Source organism: Pseudoalteromonas sp. SR45-6 (assembly GCF_014163545.1).
In the GTDB taxonomy this organism is placed as follows: Bacteria; Pseudomonadota; Gammaproteobacteria; order Enterobacterales; family Alteromonadaceae; genus Pseudoalteromonas; species Pseudoalteromonas rhizosphaerae.
The window spans coordinates 1-16,216 of sequence record NZ_JACJDM010000078.1; the positions used below are offsets into that span (position 1 = coordinate 1).

Sequence of the window (16,216 nt, forward strand, 5' to 3'; positions counted from 1 at the left end):
ATTTTAATTAAATATATTTATTTAAAACGCATAAAAACAAAACTAAATGATGAAATTAAAACTAATCAATCAGTAATTAGCATTGCAGAAAGTCATTTTTAGCGCAATAATGCCACCGGTAGCACTGCAGTACAAGCATAAACAGGACTTGATTGTGTTAACATTTTTAACAATTAATTTATTTGATTGTTTTGATCTGAACATACAGTAATTAGGAACAACCAATGAATAAACGTACGTTATTTAAATATTCTTTGCATGCTTTGGCCATAACAACTGCTATATATGGAAACAGTGCACTTGCTAATGCGTCAGGCTTTGCCGCAACGAATGGTGGTACAACAGGTGGTGCTGGTGGCGATGTTGTTTATGCAACAACTGGAACCCAAATTCATCAGGCTTTATGTAACCGAGCATCAAGTGACACACCAATTATCATCCACGTTGAAGGCACCATAAATCATGGCAACACCAGTAAAGTATCTGGAGATAGTTGCAATACTGGGCCAGATCTAATTGAACTAAAAGAAATTAGTAATGTTTCTATTATCGGTGTTGGTAGCGGTGCTCTTTTTGACCAATTAGGCATCCATATTCGTTCATCTTCAAATATCATTATTCAAAATGTTCACGTTAGAAACGTCAAAAAATCAGGCTCCCCCACCTCCAACGGCGGTGATGCAATTGGCATGGAGTCAAACGTCAGAAATATTTGGGTCGATCACGTTACACTTGAGGCCAGTGGTGGCGAAAGTTCAGGATATGATGCTTTGTTCGATATGAAGAGTAATACCAAATACGTGACATTATCTTACAGTATTTTGCGCAACTCTGGACGCGGTGGTCTCGTTGGCTCAAGTGATAGTGACGATACTAACGGCCCTGTTACTTTTCATCACAATTACTATGAAAATATTAATTCTCGCACGCCTTTACTAAGACACGCGACAGCGCATGCTTACAACAACTACTACTATGGACTCGTGTCATCGGGCATGAATCCACGAATTGGCGGTAAAATGCGCGCCGAAAACAACTACTTTAAAAATTCCAAAGATCCACTCGGCACTTTTTATACAAATGACATGGGTTACTGGCAAGTCAGCGGCAACATTTGGGATAATATCGATTGGTCTGAACAAGAAAACAAGCTTCACCCAGCAGGCCCTAATCCAACCTCAACCACAACAATCAACATCCCTTATAACTATCAACTTGATAATGCACAGTGTATACCCAACATCATTGCAGCAACGGCTGGCGCGAACAAAGGCTTACAAACATCAAATGGTCAATGTGGAACAACCACACCCACCGATCCAACACCGGATCCAGATCCAACACCTGAGCCAACACCAGCAGGGGAAAATCTAGCTATTAGTGCCGGTGTTGATGGCAGTTCTAAAGCCAGTGGCTCGAGTTATGGCAATGTGAATGACGGCGATATGTCAACTTACTGGTCACCGTCAGCTATCACGGGCACGATCAATATTAAAAACCTTAACACCACCATTAATGCAGTTAAAATAATTGAAACCCCAGCTAGTAAAGGAAGCATTACAGCTTGGTCTTTAGTGAACTACGATACAGGTGTAACACTTTCGAACGGTGGTGCTGTGCCAAATGTAATCACTTTTTCTAACACTAACTTATCCAAAGTAAGTTTTGTAATTCATTCCGCCAATGGCGTAGCGCAAATTGCAGAGTTTGAAGTCTACAATGGTTATACCGACAGCAATAATGACAACCCAACCAATACACAAGTCAATGGTACTTACCGCATTACCCCAAAACACAGTGGTGCATCATTAGATATTGCTAACTGTCAAAGTGAAGATGGGGCAAATGTTAGGCAGTGGTCTTGGCTTAATAATGATTGCCAAAAATTTAATATTTCAACAGTCGATGGTGTGTGGCATCGTATTTCACCAGTCAATGCTCCTTCTAAAGGGTTAGAGGTCTATACGCATTCAACCACAGCGGGTGAAAATATCAATATCTGGACATACACAGGGAGCTATAACCAGCAGTTTCGTTTTCAAAGTGCCGGCTCTGGTAAGTGGCGTATCATCAACCGAAATAGTGAGTTGTGCTTAGACGTCGCAGACAGCAAAACTGCCGATGATGCTAATATTCTGCAATGGACATGTACCTCAGGAGCAGAAAATCAAATGTTTGAGTTAACCAGACAATAACTAACATTTACTGTGAAGGGCTTTGCTAAGCCCTTTATTATCAACCGTGTTCAGTCAGCGCCTCACAAGTAAAGCGTTGTTTATGTAGTCTATAAATAGTCGATAAATTAATAACAATAACAGTCGCTTCCAATAACACGCCGCCAATAGAGCCAACAATTATATTATTTGCCAACCATAAGCACGATCCTGCAAACAGCAAAACACGCATTTTGATGCCCGTTAAGCAAAATAGTGCAAAACAACCCAAACAGGCGGCAACAATCGCAAGGTAATCCGTCCATTGCTGGGCTGTTAGATAACCGATAACCACGGTTAAAATAATAAAAATGGCTGCTATCCACACCGATTTCACCCGCATTGATACGGCTGTACGCCCCGCTGAAAATAAACAGCACAATGATGAAGTGATAGCATTGAGTAAATAAAAGTGCAGTGCATGATTTAGATTCATCACCACCATCATTATTTTTAAACGACGATCATCCTTTTGATAAAAGCACACCAATGCTAAAACAAAGCTCAGTAAACCAAACCCTTGGGCAATCCAACTACCAACCACCAGCCCTATTCCCCACTAAAATAAATATCTCAACCGCTATTGTGGTTAATATACAATCAAATATCTACACGCTATTACAGATTATTTTCAATCATGGTTTTAATGATCTGCGCTTTAACAAAGTGATCTAATTGGTGGGTTTGTATCCACCATGTCGCAGCTTCCATAAGTAATTCTGGATCATCATTTTTGTTGGCAAAAAAAGCATAAAATGACAGCCCAACATTACCTCCCTTCGCCGCTATTTTTTTGTCACAAACTTGAATGATCTTAGTCCTTAATTCGTCGCGCATTACGGCGTTACCTCACTTCACTTTTTAAACTGCATTGCATTTCAATAAGTTGGTGTTCGCCAACTATTTCAACATCTTTAATATATTTAAAACCATAACTTTCGTAATAGCCTTGCAAATAGGCATGTGCATGAATTTCAATGATCTCAAGGCCAATTTTACCAGCATGTGATAACAAGGCATTAATAACCAATTTAGCAATGCCGGATCCTCGGTATTGCTTTAACACTGCAATCCTTGCCATAACGCCACACCGTGGGTTACGTTTCACTAACCGCGCAGTAGCGACTAAAGCACCGCCATCTGTTACCACCACATGCACAGCTCGTTCGTCGCAACCGTCTAAATCTAACTGCTTAGGAATACTTTGTTCGATCACAAATACCTGGTGGCGAATAGCATGCGCTTGCGCAATCAGTTCAGGGCTAGTGCCTAGCGTAACATCCATTTATTGTGACCTCTTAAACATAATCAACGAGCTAATTTTACTGTAATTGTTGTAGCAGCTGAGCTATTTCAGCTTTCAGCGCTTTATCAGGAATTTTATTTGCGCTAACCTGCGCAGCTTGTAAACTTGCGATAGCAGCTTCGGTTTGCCCTAGTTCAACATGCATAGTTGCCATCGCATAACCAATTGACGACATATAATCTTTCGCATTGATGGCGTTAGCTTTAGCTAATGCTTTTTCATAGATCAACAACGCATCGGCAAACTCATCGGTAAAATCAGCGAGCGTTTCCCACTGTACAGGATGATCTTTCTCAGTATTTTCATGCTCAATACACAGTGCTTTTAGCTGCCCATAGAGTGAATCGAACGTAACTTGATCTTGCTGCTGTGCAGCATTCATTAGCTCACCGGCTAAGTTCAATACTGATTTATACAGTTTTGTATTCATTATTCTTTCATTACCTTTTGTTAGAAATTACAGCCAAATTAACTATCTTGCATGGCTAAGAACAACAACTCAAAGCGAAACGAAAGAAAATACAAGGCCGAGAGCGTACTATTCTAATACACTCGAGACTAAAATGATTCATTCTAAAGCGTATCAAGCCTAAGGCGGGGGAAAAATCTCAGCTCAAATCAGGTGATAACCCCCCTGTTACAAGTTATCACCTCAGCCAAATTTTTATTGTTTCAAGGCTAACTCTCAGTTTTTGCTGTATCTTTACCACTTGCATGAATAAAATACAGCGCAATACCCAAACATATTACAGCGCCAATACGACTTGGCGAAAAAGCAATCACATCGTTACCAAGCCAACCAAAATTATCAATTAACATACTCATAAATAATTGACCGAATATTACCGCAACCGTTGCGACTGCGGTGCCAATTCGCTGCACAGCAAACACCATTATCACGATATAGGGTACTCCACACATTGCCCCTAATAATTGCCACTTTGGCACATCCAACAGGGTTAGCGCATGCCTAGGTTCAAAATAAAAGATAAGTAACCCGGTGATCAACGCACCCACCGAAAAGGTTAAAAATGCGCAGCGAAAAACACCTACTTTACTTCCTAATTGGCCATTAATGGCAGCCTGAATACTCAAGGTTGCACCACCAATCACCGCCAGAATTATCATAATTATAGTCATTAGCGTCCCCTAACCTTGTGCCATCAGAATTAATGCAATGACAATAAAAAATAGTGCCATAAGCCGTTTGCGGTCAATCTGGCGATGTTGACTACCAAATAAACCATAATGATCTATCAGCAAACTTTTCGCTATTTGTCCCATCAATATACTGATCATCGTCATAGCAATACCTATCACAGGTGCTGTGAACGTCAATATAACGACATAAACAGGCCCCAACACGCCGCCTAACAATGTCCATGATGGTTGTTTGAAAAAAGACGGGCTATTGCGAGGACTAAAAAATAGCATCAACATAAAGGTAAGAGCAGCACCAACACCAAACACACTAAATGTGGCCCATAATTCTCCAACCTCACTACCTAAAGGGCCCAATAAGCCTGCTTCTACAGACAGCCCCATTCCTCCCATAACGACAATTAAAATCAAAATAAACTGCATGCAAATCTCCTATTAATAAGGAATAAATAATAACCTAGAGCTTTAACGCGAAAAATGGGATTATATAAGAAACACTTTTGCAGGATTTGCACAAATGAATGATTTCAGTTCGATCAATATCAGAGCGTTAAAATTTTTTATCGCCGTGTATAAATGTAAAAGCTTTTCTGTTGTTGCTCGACATGAAAATGTATCGCCTTCTATGGTCTCTAGAGTAATTTTGCAACTTGAAGATGCCCTTGGTCAGCAACTTTTTTACCGTAACACAAGAGCAATAATGCCAACCGAAGCGGGCCGAATTTTTCATGATTATGCGCGCTCAATGACCGAGCAACTCAACGAAGTACGTAACGAGCTGCAGGATAGAGCAACTCAACCCAAAGGGTTAATAAGAATTAATGCGCCGGTTTTTTTCGGACAAAAACACATAGCGCCTTGGCTTGGTGAGTTTTTAAATCGCTATCCGAAAATTCAAGTAGAGTTGACTCAAACCGATGATTTTATCGATCCCCATATTGATGCCGCTGACGTGATTTTTCGTATCGGATCTCTTGCAGATTCATCGTTACATGCTAAAACATTAGGACTGCAAACTTATCATTTAGCCGCATCCCCTGCTTATCTGAAAAAATATGGCACACCAAAAGTACCGGCTGATCTTAGTCAGCATCAGGGCTTAATTTATCGCGGTTCATCGGGGCAAAATCGTTGGTTATTCAAAATTAATTCGTCATGGCAGCAGCAAAGTGTAATACCGACTTTAGTATCTAACAACGCTGAAACACTGTTTATCGGGGCTTTGAACGACATGGGAATTGTATTATTCCCTGATTGGTTAATTGGTGAAAGCTTAAAAACAGGCACTCTTGTTTCACTCTTAAGTGAATTTGCGCCAACAATCAAAACGGGACCACAAAACATTACTGCAATTTACCCTAATACACGACAGCCACCGTTAAATGTTCGAGTATGTATTGATTACTTTAGTGAAGTTTATGGCAACCCGCCGTACTGGAAATACCAAAATTAAGTATCTGCGTTATGCTCTAACGGGTGCAAACAGACCAATAGTGATACCTAAAAAAACACACCCGCTCAGCACACAATTGCATGCAGCTAAGTGACGCAGTTACTCACTGATTTTTTTGGTGAATAATTTAGTCTGAGGGTAGATTTATACACTACAACTAGGGGTATACTGGAAATAGGTTTTCAATTGTGGAAAATAGTATGCTCCCAACAACACACCCTATTTTTTGGCGCGACCCCGAATTACCATTTGTCGAGCTGCGCCAAGTATTAGATGGCCGCAAAGTCACTTATGCTCCCCACTCCCACCAGCAATGGTCAATTGGCGCAATTTTAGCGGGGCAAAGTGAATTCATTTGTGAAGATCGTCTACATCAAGTAACACATGGTAATTTAGTATTAATGAACCCTGATGAAGTTCACGCCTGTAATCCAAAGCAAAACTCAGCGTGGGCTTATTACATGATGCATATAGATAAAAATTGGTTAGCAGCGTTATTGTTCGAGTCTGGCGTCACAAAGCAACAAAACTGGCAAGGAAGTCGCTTGGATACAGTGCTACTACCACAGCTTTATCAGGACTTTGTTATCTTGTGCCAAAACCTAATGACAAATACGTTTACCGCAGCACAAAAGCGCACGTTGCTAAGTAGTTACTTCGTACAATTATTTACGTACCTTGATTGCGTTGAGCCATTACACGAGCAAACGTTATTACCTGAAAATAAGCTATATCAAGTAGCGAACTACCTGAATGAGCACTGTTTTGAAGACCAATCAATTAACACAATCAGTAAACTTTTTGGCTTTAGCAGCAGTTATTTAGTGCGCGCTTTTAAACGTCATTTTAATATGACTCCGCACGCTTATCGGTTAAATCGTCGTATTCAATTAGGTCAGCAAGCACTAAAACAAGGCCAGCCAATAGCAAGTATCGCTCACAGTGCAGGTTTTAGTGATCAAGCGCATTTTCAGCGGGTCTTTAAACAACGCGTAGCGGCAACTCCCGAGCAATATCGCCGTACTTTATCACTGTAAATTAAAACCACTAAATCAATAATAAAAAGCAGCTGCCAGCCAGTAATAGTGCAAGAATTTTATTCATCACTCGCATTTTAGCTGGGCTTTGAAAATGCTGCCCGAGCCGTATACCTAGCCAAACCCAACAGCCAAGTGATAACCAACAAATAGGTAAATATAAACTTGCAAAAGTAACCAGTTCAAATCCTTGCGCCCCTGGACTATATGCTGCAATGCCTGATAAAGAAGCCAACCACGCTTTAGGGTTAAGCCATTGCATGATCACACCTGTCATAAAGGTAGGGGCATTTTGCTTAGCGTCAGCTGTGAGGCCGCCATCATCGATAAATAATTGATAACTGAGATAAAGTAAAAAAGCGATACCGAGCCACTGTAATACACCAGTGATCCAGGCTAATTGCGCAATGAGATAATGCAAACTAAAACCAATAAACAAAAATAATGCAATGAAACCAAAGGTAGCACCAGTCACAAATATTAAGCCTTTTTTTGCCCCATATCGCGCACTACTACTTAACGAAACAAGGTTAACTGGCCCGGGTGATATAGACGCCGCCAAGGCAAATAGTGCCATTGAGATGATCACTGATAAAGTCATAACGTATACTTAGGTTATTTAAAGTGGCGTTTATTATCTGTTGTTGCAATAAGCCATGTATTGAACAAAATTGACCTTGTTGTAAATAAAATAGCATCTGACAAATTACCCCTGCAAAAACACAGCTGCACTAAAAAAATCGGTGTTACACTAGAATTAGTCCATCTTACAAATTAGCGAACCATGAAAGAATGTAATCAATGTGGTAAATGCTGTATTAAATACGGTGGTGGCGATCTGAGCGCCACGCAAGAAGAGATTGATCTATGGGAGATATTTAACCCCGAAATCTTTGAGTTCGTTAAAAATAACCAAATATGGCACGACCCACAATCGGGAGTAAAACTAAGCCAATGCCCTTTTCTTGAAATAGCCCCAAAAATAAATCCCCTCGCGCAAATAAATATACCTGCAGTATTTATTTAGACCGCCCTGAAGATTGCCGCCACTATCCTAGCCTTATCACCGAAATGGTAAGAGACGAATGCGAAATGATTGAAGTAATCGATTTAGATAACTATAAAAAAGCACAAAGAAAACTAGATCTATTAATGCAAGACAGTCGCCCTGGCGGCTATACAGAATAAAACAGAGCTTAGCTTTGAGTGAGCTCCTAGCCATTAGACTAAAGACTTAGCACCCAGTAATTCATTAATGCATGCCGTATAACTGGCTTTTTCAAAGCAATAAACAACAAATATGAAAATAAGGTATTGATTATTAACAATAGAAATTAACTTTTGAATATTTTCTTCTCTGCTGGCTATACCTGCGCCAAGCTACTTTAATCCGTCATGCTCGACCTTTGCCTAATCGTAATTGATAAACCTCTACTTTATTCTATCGATTCAATATTCATTGCTTTATACAAGCTGTTTTTTTTATTTTGAGTTAGCAACAATGTTGCAGGAGAATTCATGACAACCACGCCAAAAGATGACACGTCATCCCAAGCTGAGCAGGTAAGCGATACTCAAACCGTTTCCGATAGCTATAAAAATCTTCATAAACCAAGCTCTGAGTTTGCCAGTCGAGACGATTATCTCGAGCATGAACTGCAAATTATGCAGCCAAAGCGCTGGCGTCCTAACTTGCCTTTTCGGGATTACCGCTTCGAATTTGAAGACACAATTCCCGCTATGGCAGGGACAATTGGTAAAGTTGTTATGGTAGGCGCTATTGCCGCCACCTTTGCCGCACCGCTTGGTTTAAGTGACGCCTTTGTGTTAGAAAACGTACGCTATGAGTTACTCATAGTGGCTATTTTTATCATCTTGTTTTCAGGTTTTATTTTACCCACTGCTAACTTAGCGGGAACCCACGGACCACTCATTCCATTAATTCCCATTGTTGTTGCAGCAGGCGGACACCCAATGGCATTCGGGCTACTCATTGGCGCCTTAGGGTTACTGCTTGCCATCAGTAAAGGCGGCAGCTTGTTGGCACGACTAACCAGTAAAGGGGTGTGCGGCGGATTATTACTTTACTTAGGATTCATAGGCACTATATCGCAAGTAAAGAAACTGTTTGCATGGGCTGAACAAATTCAAATGACCCACATTGCCTTCATCGTTATTTTGGCCACTATTTTACTGTACGCGCTACTCGAACATTTTAAAAAACGTTGGTTAGCTGTGCCGCTCAGCTGCCTTATTGGTGGTTTAACGGCCTTTGCCTTAGGTGCGCCGTTTGAATTTAAAACCGCCCCCGGGTTACCAAATATGAACCCTATGTATTGGTGGGGTGAAAACACCGGTTGGATGTTAGGTTTGCCGACTCTTGAAAGCTTTGTAGTCGTATTGCCCTTTGCCATACTGGCAGTGGCCATGTGGTCGCCAGACTTTTTAGGCCATCAAGTATTCCAAAAGATCAGCTACCCAAAACGCACTGAAAAAGTGCAAATGAACATTGACGATACTATGCTCAGTGCATCAGTTAGGCAAACCTTTGGCTCTATTTTAGGTGGGTCTAACTTCACCTCATCATGGGGCACGTATATTGTGCCTGCCGCGATTGCTAAGCGCCCTATTCCAGCTGGTGCAATTTTAACCGCACTTTTTTGTGTAATTGCTGGTATATGGGGTTATCCAATGGATCTCGCCATTTGGCAACCGGTACTGTGTGTGGCGTTAATAGTGGGTGTATTTATCCCACTGCTTGAGGCGGGTATGGAAATGACTCGCGAAGGTAAAACCACGCAATCAGCAGCTATTGTGGTATTTGCTTCAACGTTAGTAAACCCAGCGTTTGGCTGGTCACTGACCATGCTGCTCGATAACTTAGGCTTAATTGGCTGTAAAGAGCGCAGCTCTGAGCTGACCCATATGAGTCGCTGGATCATTCCGCTGTTTATGTTTGTATTATTGACCAGTGTTATGGCCATGGTGGGCATGCTGCCAGGTATTCCAGCGTTGCTAGAAAACTTTAGGCACTAATACAAAAAGGGGGGAAGCCAGTACAGCGCTACCCCCTTTTTAATAACCGTGACTTCGTTTTATTCGTCTTGCAACGCCATAGCAGCAAGTTTCATGGTACTTGCAAATGATTCTGCGCCTGCGATAAACAAGCCATTGTGGCAAAACATTGCGTCATCAATGCCCGTTTGCGCTTGAAATGCAGCATCTGATAAACCAGCCCATGCTTTTGGTAGTGACTTTCTGTCTTCAAATGAACCCGGTTCAACAGGCACCGTTTGCAAAATCCATTTGCCTGAATGCGATGGATAAACCATGTATAACGCTTCTTGCGATAAAGCATGCACGGTTTTTTTCCACGGCGTGTATTGCTCTAATACAATCACTCTTGCATCATCTGCGTTATCAATCGCTTTAGCGACGATTGCTTTAGCATTAATGCCGCCACTGGCTGCTGCAATAAAACGTGTTAAAACACGCGATGCAAATTCAACCGCCTCATCAAAACAACGATCAAAGTCACTTTCCTCTTGCCATGTTGGGTTAAACATTGAAATTGTTTGGCTAAGACTAATCCCTTTCGATACACCTTCAACATGACCGCAATCAATCGCATCAATGGTCGATACCAAACCGGCATCAACTGCATGCGCAACATCTTGGTCACCCTGACACAGCTCTAAACCATATTTTTGCCAAATTAAACCAAATGATGAGTATGGGATGCCATTTTCACGCTCGCCGGCACCGCCACGTTGGTGATGATCAAAACGTCCAGCAGCTGGGTCATATTCGCCGCCAACATCAATCACTATGTCAGCTTGCGCGATTAATTCTAAATCACGGGTACGTATAAGTTTAAAAGTAGGAAGAATATGCCTAAGTGCGGCGATACTAAACACATCATCCGCATGAAAATTACCGTTATGAGTTGCTACTGTTATATCATTCATTTATTTAATATCATTTTAGAAAGGAGTAAGAAGACGGCGAAATTTAAACTGATCCGTTAGCACAAAATAGATAAGTCAAAATTACAAGCACAACAGTATACGCTATCGGCGAGCAGCCCACAAAAACAGTGAACCACTTTGTGGTAATTAATCGTCTAGAGGAAGATAAGCTACAGTAATAACAAAACAACAGTAGATTGATGGTAAAAACATAACCAATCCATACATGAACTGTCTTCAGTAAAACTTTCTCCTCGAGCGATAACTCAGTCTTTGCTAAATAAAATTGCCGAACCCACGGCCATTAAACTAAGTATATTATTTAAAGAGCAAGTTAAATAATATTGTTGCCTTGCTCAGGATCGCGAGAGCGCTCAGCTTGTTCACGAATTTCATCAGCATCACTGCTCACATCATCAATACCAGCATCCAGATGCGCAATCGGTTTGACTTTTTGATCTTGCGTAGTGGGTTGTTCCGGAGTCTTTTGTGCTTGCTCACTTGGTGCATTTAAAATAATCCGTTCACGAGCATCATCAGGCATACTAATACCATGCGCGTTAAAGCTATTAACCATTTCACGCATCAATTGCGACGCTACCTTAACCGGGCTGTTTTGCTCACTATTAACCCAAAAGTAAATACTGAGATTGATAGTGGCTGAGCCTAATTCATCAAGTAACACCTGTGGAGCCGGATCTTTTAGCACAGCAGCTTGTTTATCCATTAAACTCAGCGCTAACTGCTGAGTGTTACGTATATCGTTATCGTAACCTATGCCTATTTTATAGTGACCGCGCATTTTCGGATTAGCAGTAAGGTTTTTAATCACATTTTTATAAACAGTCGCATTAGGTATTTGAATATGATTACCATCAAAATCAACTAATGTGGTCGCCCGCGCAGTGACCTTTTTTACTACCCCTAAGCAGCCATCGACTTCAATAACATCATCAATACGAAAAGGACGTTGCACACTTAATAGCATGCTCGATATAAAGTTTTCTGCAATATCACGAAATGCAAAACCTAAGATTAGCCCGACTAATCCAGTTCCGCTCATTATCGCCACGGCAAATTCACTTAAGCCTGCTAAGCGTAAAAATAAATAAACTCCAAACAAAATGATCACAGTACTAATAAAGCGACGAGCAACAACATGCAATAACCGCCTTTCACTTACATAGCCAATAGGTTTCACTAATAAATAAGACACAGGCTTTGCTAAAAAATAGCACACGATTATTGCTGCTATACCTAAAGTGAGAGCAGGTAACATTTGCCAAGCACTTTGTAAAAAATGCGCAATTTGTGAGTTTATACCGTGCCAAGATACTGGCGCTAAAGGATCCGCATTGGTACTCGTTGTTTGTATTTTTAATGCGCTAATAATTTGATTATTAATACTATTCATTATTTCCATATGTAACTCATGCGCTCTTTATTGATAAAACCATTAATTCTGTAGAAGCAAATTAAACGCCAACTTAAGCTGGCAAGCACCTTGCACCTTAACTTCTAATAAATAGTGACTAATAACCATCAGCAAGGAATAAAATATGGCACATAAACCACGTGGCTACACAGCAGATAAACCAACCGAGATCCCCTTGCTGGGCTGGTGGGATATCAGCAAGCGGGTATATCAAAGTATGTCGCAAGATAACTTATCCTTTGTTGCCGCTGGTGTCGCCTTTTACGCATTACTCGCTATTTTTCCAGCACTGGCAGCCTGTGTTTCGCTGTATGCTTATTTCGCCTCTACGGCGGATGTTAGTGAACAGATTAGTAAGTTTATTACTTTATTGCCACCAAGCAGCCGAGAAATCGTTCTACAACAGGTATCTGAAGTTACCCAACAATCACAAAAAGTGTTAAGTGTTAGTGCAATAAGCACGTTGTTATTAACCACATGGAGTAGCAGTAAGGGCTGCCAAGCACTGATCACAGCCTGCAATATTACCTACCATGAGCAAACCAAAAGGCAGTTTTTCAAAGCGCTTTTAGTGCGCTTTCTATTCTCTATTGGCGCTATATTGGTCGCCGTAATCGCATTATTAATCATTGGTATATTGCCTATCGCACTTAATATTGTTGGTCTAGAAAACAGTATCGATACGGTGATCAAATTACTCACTTGGCTGTTACTAGCAGTGACTTTTCATTTTGCTTTAGCTTTTGTATATCGTTATGCACCCCATAGAAAAGCGGCAAAGTGGCGTTGGGTTACAACTGGTTCAGTAATGGCTACTGGGCTTTGGATCATCGCATCATTAGGGTTTTCATATTATGTGTCACAGTTTGCTTCATACAATGAGACCTATGGTTCTTTAGCCGGGGTCGTGATCATGTTGATGTGGTTGTATATCAGCGCCTATATTATTATTTTTGGCGCTGCGATTAATGCCAGCACCGAACAACAAACCATGGTTGATAGCACCGTAGGACCTGCACATCAGTCTGGCAATCGCGGGGCTTTTGTAGCGGATAACCTAACGAAAAAACAAAAATCAGAACGTTCTGTTAAAACGAATGAATAGTGCTATTTTTACCCATGGTTGTTTAATTTTATTGTGTTTAAATAATACCATACAAGATTCGGAGCAAAGCAATGAAAGTAATAAAGCAACTCAATAGCCATGCAACCCAAGATGGTGATGGCGTAAATATTAGCCGGATACCAGGCTTTGATGGTAAGCATTTAGATCCTTTTTTAATGATCGACGAATTAAAATCCGACGATCACAGTGACTTTATGGGTGGGTTTCCTGCCCACCCGCATCGTGGTATCGAAACCTTTACCTACATTATTAAAGGCGGCTTTGAACACCAAGATCAAATGGGCAATAAAAAAGCTATTCGCGCAGGTGATGTGCAATGGATGAGTACCGGCTTTGGCGTTATCCATAGCGAAATGCCACTTGCCGATGCGATTGAGGGGATGCATGGCTTTCAAATTTGGCTCAATATGCCAAGCACTGAAAAGCTCAGAGCACCGAAATATCAAGATACTACTGAGCACCCTGCACCTGAACATAAAAATAGTCAAGGTGTTGAACTAAAAGCACTGGCTGGCAATTGGCAATTTGACCAGCAAACTCAGGTTTCAAGCCTACAAGAACTAGCAGCCAATGGCATACTAGCAGATGTAACATTACCTGTAGGCACTGAGTTTGCTCATCCACCACTGACACAAAGCAAGGTGATGATTTATATTCATACCGGCTCAATCAACACCGAACAAGGTGGTCCAGTAATGGCTGGCAGCCTACTTATTTTAGAGCCCGGTAGTGATATTAAATTTAGCTCGCAAAGCGGCGCTGGGGTACTTATTTTAGCCGGTGATCCGCTTAATGAACCTATTGCTCACATGGGCCCGTTTGTGATGAATACGCAAGATCAATTACGAGAAGCAATTAGTGATTACCAAAGCGGTAAATTTGGTAGCTTTTAAAACACGATATAGGAGTCAATTATGGGATTACTAGTCAACGGTAAATGGCAAGATAAATGGTACGACACCGATAAAAGCGATGGTGAGTTTAAACGCGAGTCTGCACAATTACGTAACTGGGTAACCAAAGATGGCAGCGCAGGCCCAACTGGTGAGGCGGGCTTTAAGGCACAGAAAGGCCGTTATCATTTATATGTTTCATTAGCCTGCCCATGGGCGCACCGCACCTTGATTTTTAGAAAATTAAAAGGCCTTGAAGACTATATTGATGTCTCTGTGGTTAGCCCAGATATGTTAAATAACGGTTGGACGTTTGATAAAAACAACCACAGCACTGGAGATGCACTTTTTGATAAACAATTTATGCATCAAATATACACCAAAAATAAAGCAGATTATTCCGGAAGAGTAACTGTGCCTGTGCTTTGGGATAAACACCAAAATAAAATAGTCAGTAATGAATCTGCTGAAATCATTCGCATGTTTAACAGCGCCTTCAATGAGTTAACTGGCAATAAACTAGACTTTTACCCAAATAACTTGCACGCTGAAATCGATGCAATTAATGAGCTGGTGTACAACAACATTAATAATGGCGTGTATCGTACTGGGTTTGCGACCACTCAAAAAGCCTATGAAGAGGCATTTAATGACTTATTCACTGCATTAGACAAAGTCGAAAGTATTTTACTCAAGCAGCGTTATTTGGTGGGCAACACCCTAACCGAAGCAGATTGGCGATTATTCACCACTCTAATACGCTTTGACAGTGTGTATGTTGGGCATTTTAAATGTAATCTGCGTACTATCGAAAATTACCCGGCACTGAGTGAATACTTACGTGAGCTTTATCAAGTTGCTGGCGTTAAAGAAACCGTTGATTTTTATCATATCAAACGACATTATTATTTTAGTCATACCATGATCAACCCAACGCAAATCGTCCCTAAAGGGCCCAATATTGATTACGCTCGCGAGTATAATCGCGGTTAACCAATTTATACTACCCCTGCAAAATGGCAGGGGTAGTTTAGGCCTTTTTATAACCACCACAAATCACAATAATGCCTTTTAAAGCTTTGATCACCACTGTATTGTATTGATAATATAACCAAAATAACTTTTTTCACCGACCAGATTTACTCTTTTATTCTTGAGCGTTAATAATTCAGCTTTATCTAAATACCATCTTATTGAATGTATTTCTTCACTTGCTAAATCGGAAAACTTTAATTCTACGCAGTGCGGCTCATAGTCACTACTACATGTTGTTGCCTCAACTAATAAATATTCTTGCGACCAATACTCAGCCAATTGATAATTTGCCCATAACTGTATTGGGATATTAATGAATGTCCAAAAGTAAAAGTAAATAAACACTGGACTAAAAAGCAGCGTAAAATACTTAACTAAACGTCCCTCAGCAATAAAATGCTCATCTAAGCTTTCCTTCACTTGAGCAAAATTCTTATACTGACTAAAAAGGTAACCAATCGTCAGCACTGTCAGCGAGGGTAAAACCCATTGTAAAATAAAATTGTAATTAGCATTAGGGATAAATGCGGGATCCACACTTTCATACCAGATGAAAAAACCGCAAGGCATAAAACAGGTAATCAATAAT

17 protein-coding genes and 1 pseudogene are annotated in these 16,216 nt (G+C 40.7%); 8 read left to right on the forward strand and 10 right to left on the reverse strand.

The window, feature by feature from the left end; all coding sequences use genetic code 11:
• The first annotated feature begins 224 nt into the window (after positions 1-224).
• Complete coding sequence (locus H5158_RS20870; protein WP_182740805.1) at positions 225-2,195, forward strand: RICIN domain-containing protein; 1,971 nt, start codon at positions 225-227, stop codon at positions 2,193-2,195.
• 40 nt (positions 2,196-2,235) lie between these two features.
• Here H5158_RS20870 and H5158_RS20875 read toward each other — a convergent pair whose 3' ends face one another.
• From H5158_RS20875 to H5158_RS20900, 6 genes are all read right to left on the reverse strand, one after another.
• Positions 2,236-2,757 carry a YgjV family protein gene (locus tag H5158_RS20875; RefSeq protein WP_182740806.1) on the reverse strand — a complete coding sequence of 174 codons (522 nt, stop codon included), beginning with the start codon at positions 2,755-2,757 and terminating at the stop codon, positions 2,236-2,238.
• Between the two features lie 74 nt (positions 2,758-2,831).
• A complete protein-coding gene (locus H5158_RS20880; RefSeq protein ID WP_182718441.1) occupies positions 2,832-3,050 on the reverse strand; it encodes a DUF6500 family protein in 219 nt (72 codons plus the stop codon).
• 7 nt (positions 3,051-3,057) lie between these two features.
• On the reverse strand, positions 3,058-3,498 hold the full coding sequence (locus H5158_RS20885; RefSeq protein ID WP_182740807.1) for a GNAT family N-acetyltransferase: 441 nt from the start codon (positions 3,496-3,498) through the stop codon (positions 3,058-3,060).
• A 37-nt stretch (positions 3,499-3,535) separates the two neighbouring features.
• Positions 3,536-3,952, reverse strand: coding sequence for a tetratricopeptide repeat protein (locus tag H5158_RS20890; RefSeq protein WP_182718445.1), 417 nt, complete (start codon positions 3,950-3,952; stop codon positions 3,536-3,538).
• A 245-nt stretch (positions 3,953-4,197) separates the two neighbouring features.
• Entirely contained in the window at positions 4,198-4,659 is a 462-nt protein-coding gene (locus H5158_RS20895) for a DMT family transporter (RefSeq protein ID WP_145241067.1), read from the reverse strand.
• Between the two features lie 9 nt (positions 4,660-4,668).
• Positions 4,669-5,103, reverse strand: coding sequence for a DMT family transporter (locus tag H5158_RS20900; protein ID WP_182740808.1), 435 nt, complete (start codon positions 5,101-5,103; stop codon positions 4,669-4,671).
• Between the two features lie 94 nt (positions 5,104-5,197).
• Between H5158_RS20900 and H5158_RS20905 the strand changes: the two genes are divergently transcribed.
• The gene (locus H5158_RS20905; RefSeq protein WP_182732202.1) at positions 5,198-6,133 is read left to right on the forward strand and encodes a LysR family transcriptional regulator; all 936 of its coding nucleotides are present in this window, start codon (positions 5,198-5,200) and stop codon (positions 6,131-6,133) included.
• Between the two features lie 200 nt (positions 6,134-6,333).
• Positions 6,334-7,170 (forward strand): AraC family transcriptional regulator, encoded by an 837-nt coding sequence (locus tag H5158_RS20910; protein ID WP_149982853.1) that lies wholly within the window; start codon positions 6,334-6,336, stop codon positions 7,168-7,170.
• Positions 7,171-7,180: 10 nt separating this feature from the next.
• On the opposite strand, the gene H5158_RS20915 is transcribed toward H5158_RS20910, so the two are convergent.
• Positions 7,181-7,771, reverse strand: coding sequence for a LysE family translocator (locus tag H5158_RS20915; RefSeq protein ID WP_145241075.1), 591 nt, complete (start codon positions 7,769-7,771; stop codon positions 7,181-7,183).
• Positions 7,772-7,954: 183 nt separating this feature from the next.
• Here H5158_RS20915 and H5158_RS20920 point away from each other — a divergent pair.
• Both H5158_RS20920 and H5158_RS20925 read left to right on the forward strand, forming a co-directional pair.
• A pseudogene (locus tag H5158_RS20920) lies at positions 7,955-8,358 on the forward strand (YkgJ family cysteine cluster protein).
• A gap of 330 nt (positions 8,359-8,688) precedes the next feature.
• Positions 8,689-10,206 carry a DUF3360 family protein gene (locus tag H5158_RS20925; protein ID WP_145241079.1) on the forward strand — a complete coding sequence of 506 codons (1,518 nt, stop codon included), beginning with the start codon at positions 8,689-8,691 and terminating at the stop codon, positions 10,204-10,206.
• A 59-nt stretch (positions 10,207-10,265) separates the two neighbouring features.
• Here the strand turns inward: H5158_RS20925 and H5158_RS20930 are convergent, their stop codons facing one another.
• Positions 10,266-11,138: an MYG1 family protein gene (locus H5158_RS20930; protein ID WP_145241081.1), complete on the reverse strand. Its 873-nt coding sequence runs from the start codon at positions 11,136-11,138 to the stop codon at positions 10,266-10,268.
• A 334-nt stretch (positions 11,139-11,472) separates the two neighbouring features.
• On the reverse strand, positions 11,473-12,561 hold the full coding sequence (locus H5158_RS20935; RefSeq protein WP_182718962.1) for a mechanosensitive ion channel family protein: 1,089 nt from the start codon (positions 12,559-12,561) through the stop codon (positions 11,473-11,475).
• 136 nt (positions 12,562-12,697) lie between these two features.
• Here H5158_RS20935 and H5158_RS20940 point away from each other — a divergent pair, with 136 nt between their 5' ends.
• The 3 genes from H5158_RS20940 to H5158_RS20950 all read left to right on the forward strand — a co-directional run bounded on the left by H5158_RS20940 (position 12,698) and on the right by H5158_RS20950 (position 15,585).
• Entirely contained in the window at positions 12,698-13,678 is a 981-nt protein-coding gene (locus H5158_RS20940) for a YihY/virulence factor BrkB family protein (protein WP_182740809.1), read from the forward strand.
• Positions 13,679-13,749: 71 nt separating this feature from the next.
• Complete coding sequence (locus H5158_RS20945; RefSeq protein WP_182740810.1) at positions 13,750-14,592, forward strand: pirin family protein; 843 nt, start codon at positions 13,750-13,752, stop codon at positions 14,590-14,592.
• 21 nt (positions 14,593-14,613) lie between these two features.
• Positions 14,614-15,585 (forward strand): glutathione S-transferase family protein, encoded by a 972-nt coding sequence (locus tag H5158_RS20950; RefSeq protein WP_182740811.1) that lies wholly within the window; start codon positions 14,614-14,616, stop codon positions 15,583-15,585.
• A gap of 90 nt (positions 15,586-15,675) precedes the next feature.
• Here H5158_RS20950 and H5158_RS20955 read toward each other — a convergent pair.
• On the reverse strand, positions 15,676-16,216 hold a 541-nt coding region (locus tag H5158_RS20955), incomplete at its 5' end, for a hypothetical protein (RefSeq protein WP_310736711.1).

Bases quoted from the DNA above. Each gene is read 5' to 3' on its own strand.
- H5158_RS20910 (WP_149982853.1), top strand. From the start codon at position 6,334: ATGCTCCCAACAACACACCCTATTTTTTGGCGCGACCCCGAATTACCA.
- H5158_RS20930 (WP_145241081.1), bottom strand. From the start codon at position 11,138: ATGAATGATATAACAGTAGCAACTCATAACGGTAATTTTCATGCGGAT.
- H5158_RS20925 (WP_145241079.1), top strand. From the start codon at position 8,689: ATGACAACCACGCCAAAAGATGACACGTCATCCCAAGCTGAGCAGGTA.
- H5158_RS20940 (WP_182740809.1), top strand. From the start codon at position 12,698: ATGGCACATAAACCACGTGGCTACACAGCAGATAAACCAACCGAGATC.
- H5158_RS20905 (WP_182732202.1), top strand. From the start codon at position 5,198: ATGAATGATTTCAGTTCGATCAATATCAGAGCGTTAAAATTTTTTATC.
- H5158_RS20950 (WP_182740811.1), top strand. From the start codon at position 14,614: ATGGGATTACTAGTCAACGGTAAATGGCAAGATAAATGGTACGACACC.
- H5158_RS20935 (WP_182718962.1), bottom strand. From the start codon at position 12,561: ATGGAAATAATGAATAGTATTAATAATCAAATTATTAGCGCATTAAAA.
- H5158_RS20885 (WP_182740807.1), bottom strand. From the start codon at position 3,498: ATGGATGTTACGCTAGGCACTAGCCCTGAACTGATTGCGCAAGCGCAT.
- H5158_RS20900 (WP_182740808.1), bottom strand. From the start codon at position 5,103: ATGCAGTTTATTTTGATTTTAATTGTCGTTATGGGAGGAATGGGGCTG.
- H5158_RS20895 (WP_145241067.1), bottom strand. From the start codon at position 4,659: ATGACTATAATTATGATAATTCTGGCGGTGATTGGTGGTGCAACCTTG.
- H5158_RS20870 (WP_182740805.1), top strand. From the start codon at position 225: ATGAATAAACGTACGTTATTTAAATATTCTTTGCATGCTTTGGCCATA.
- H5158_RS20880 (WP_182718441.1), bottom strand. From the start codon at position 3,050: ATGCGCGACGAATTAAGGACTAAGATCATTCAAGTTTGTGACAAAAAA.
- H5158_RS20915 (WP_145241075.1), bottom strand. From the start codon at position 7,771: ATGACTTTATCAGTGATCATCTCAATGGCACTATTTGCCTTGGCGGCG.
- H5158_RS20945 (WP_182740810.1), top strand. From the start codon at position 13,750: ATGAAAGTAATAAAGCAACTCAATAGCCATGCAACCCAAGATGGTGAT.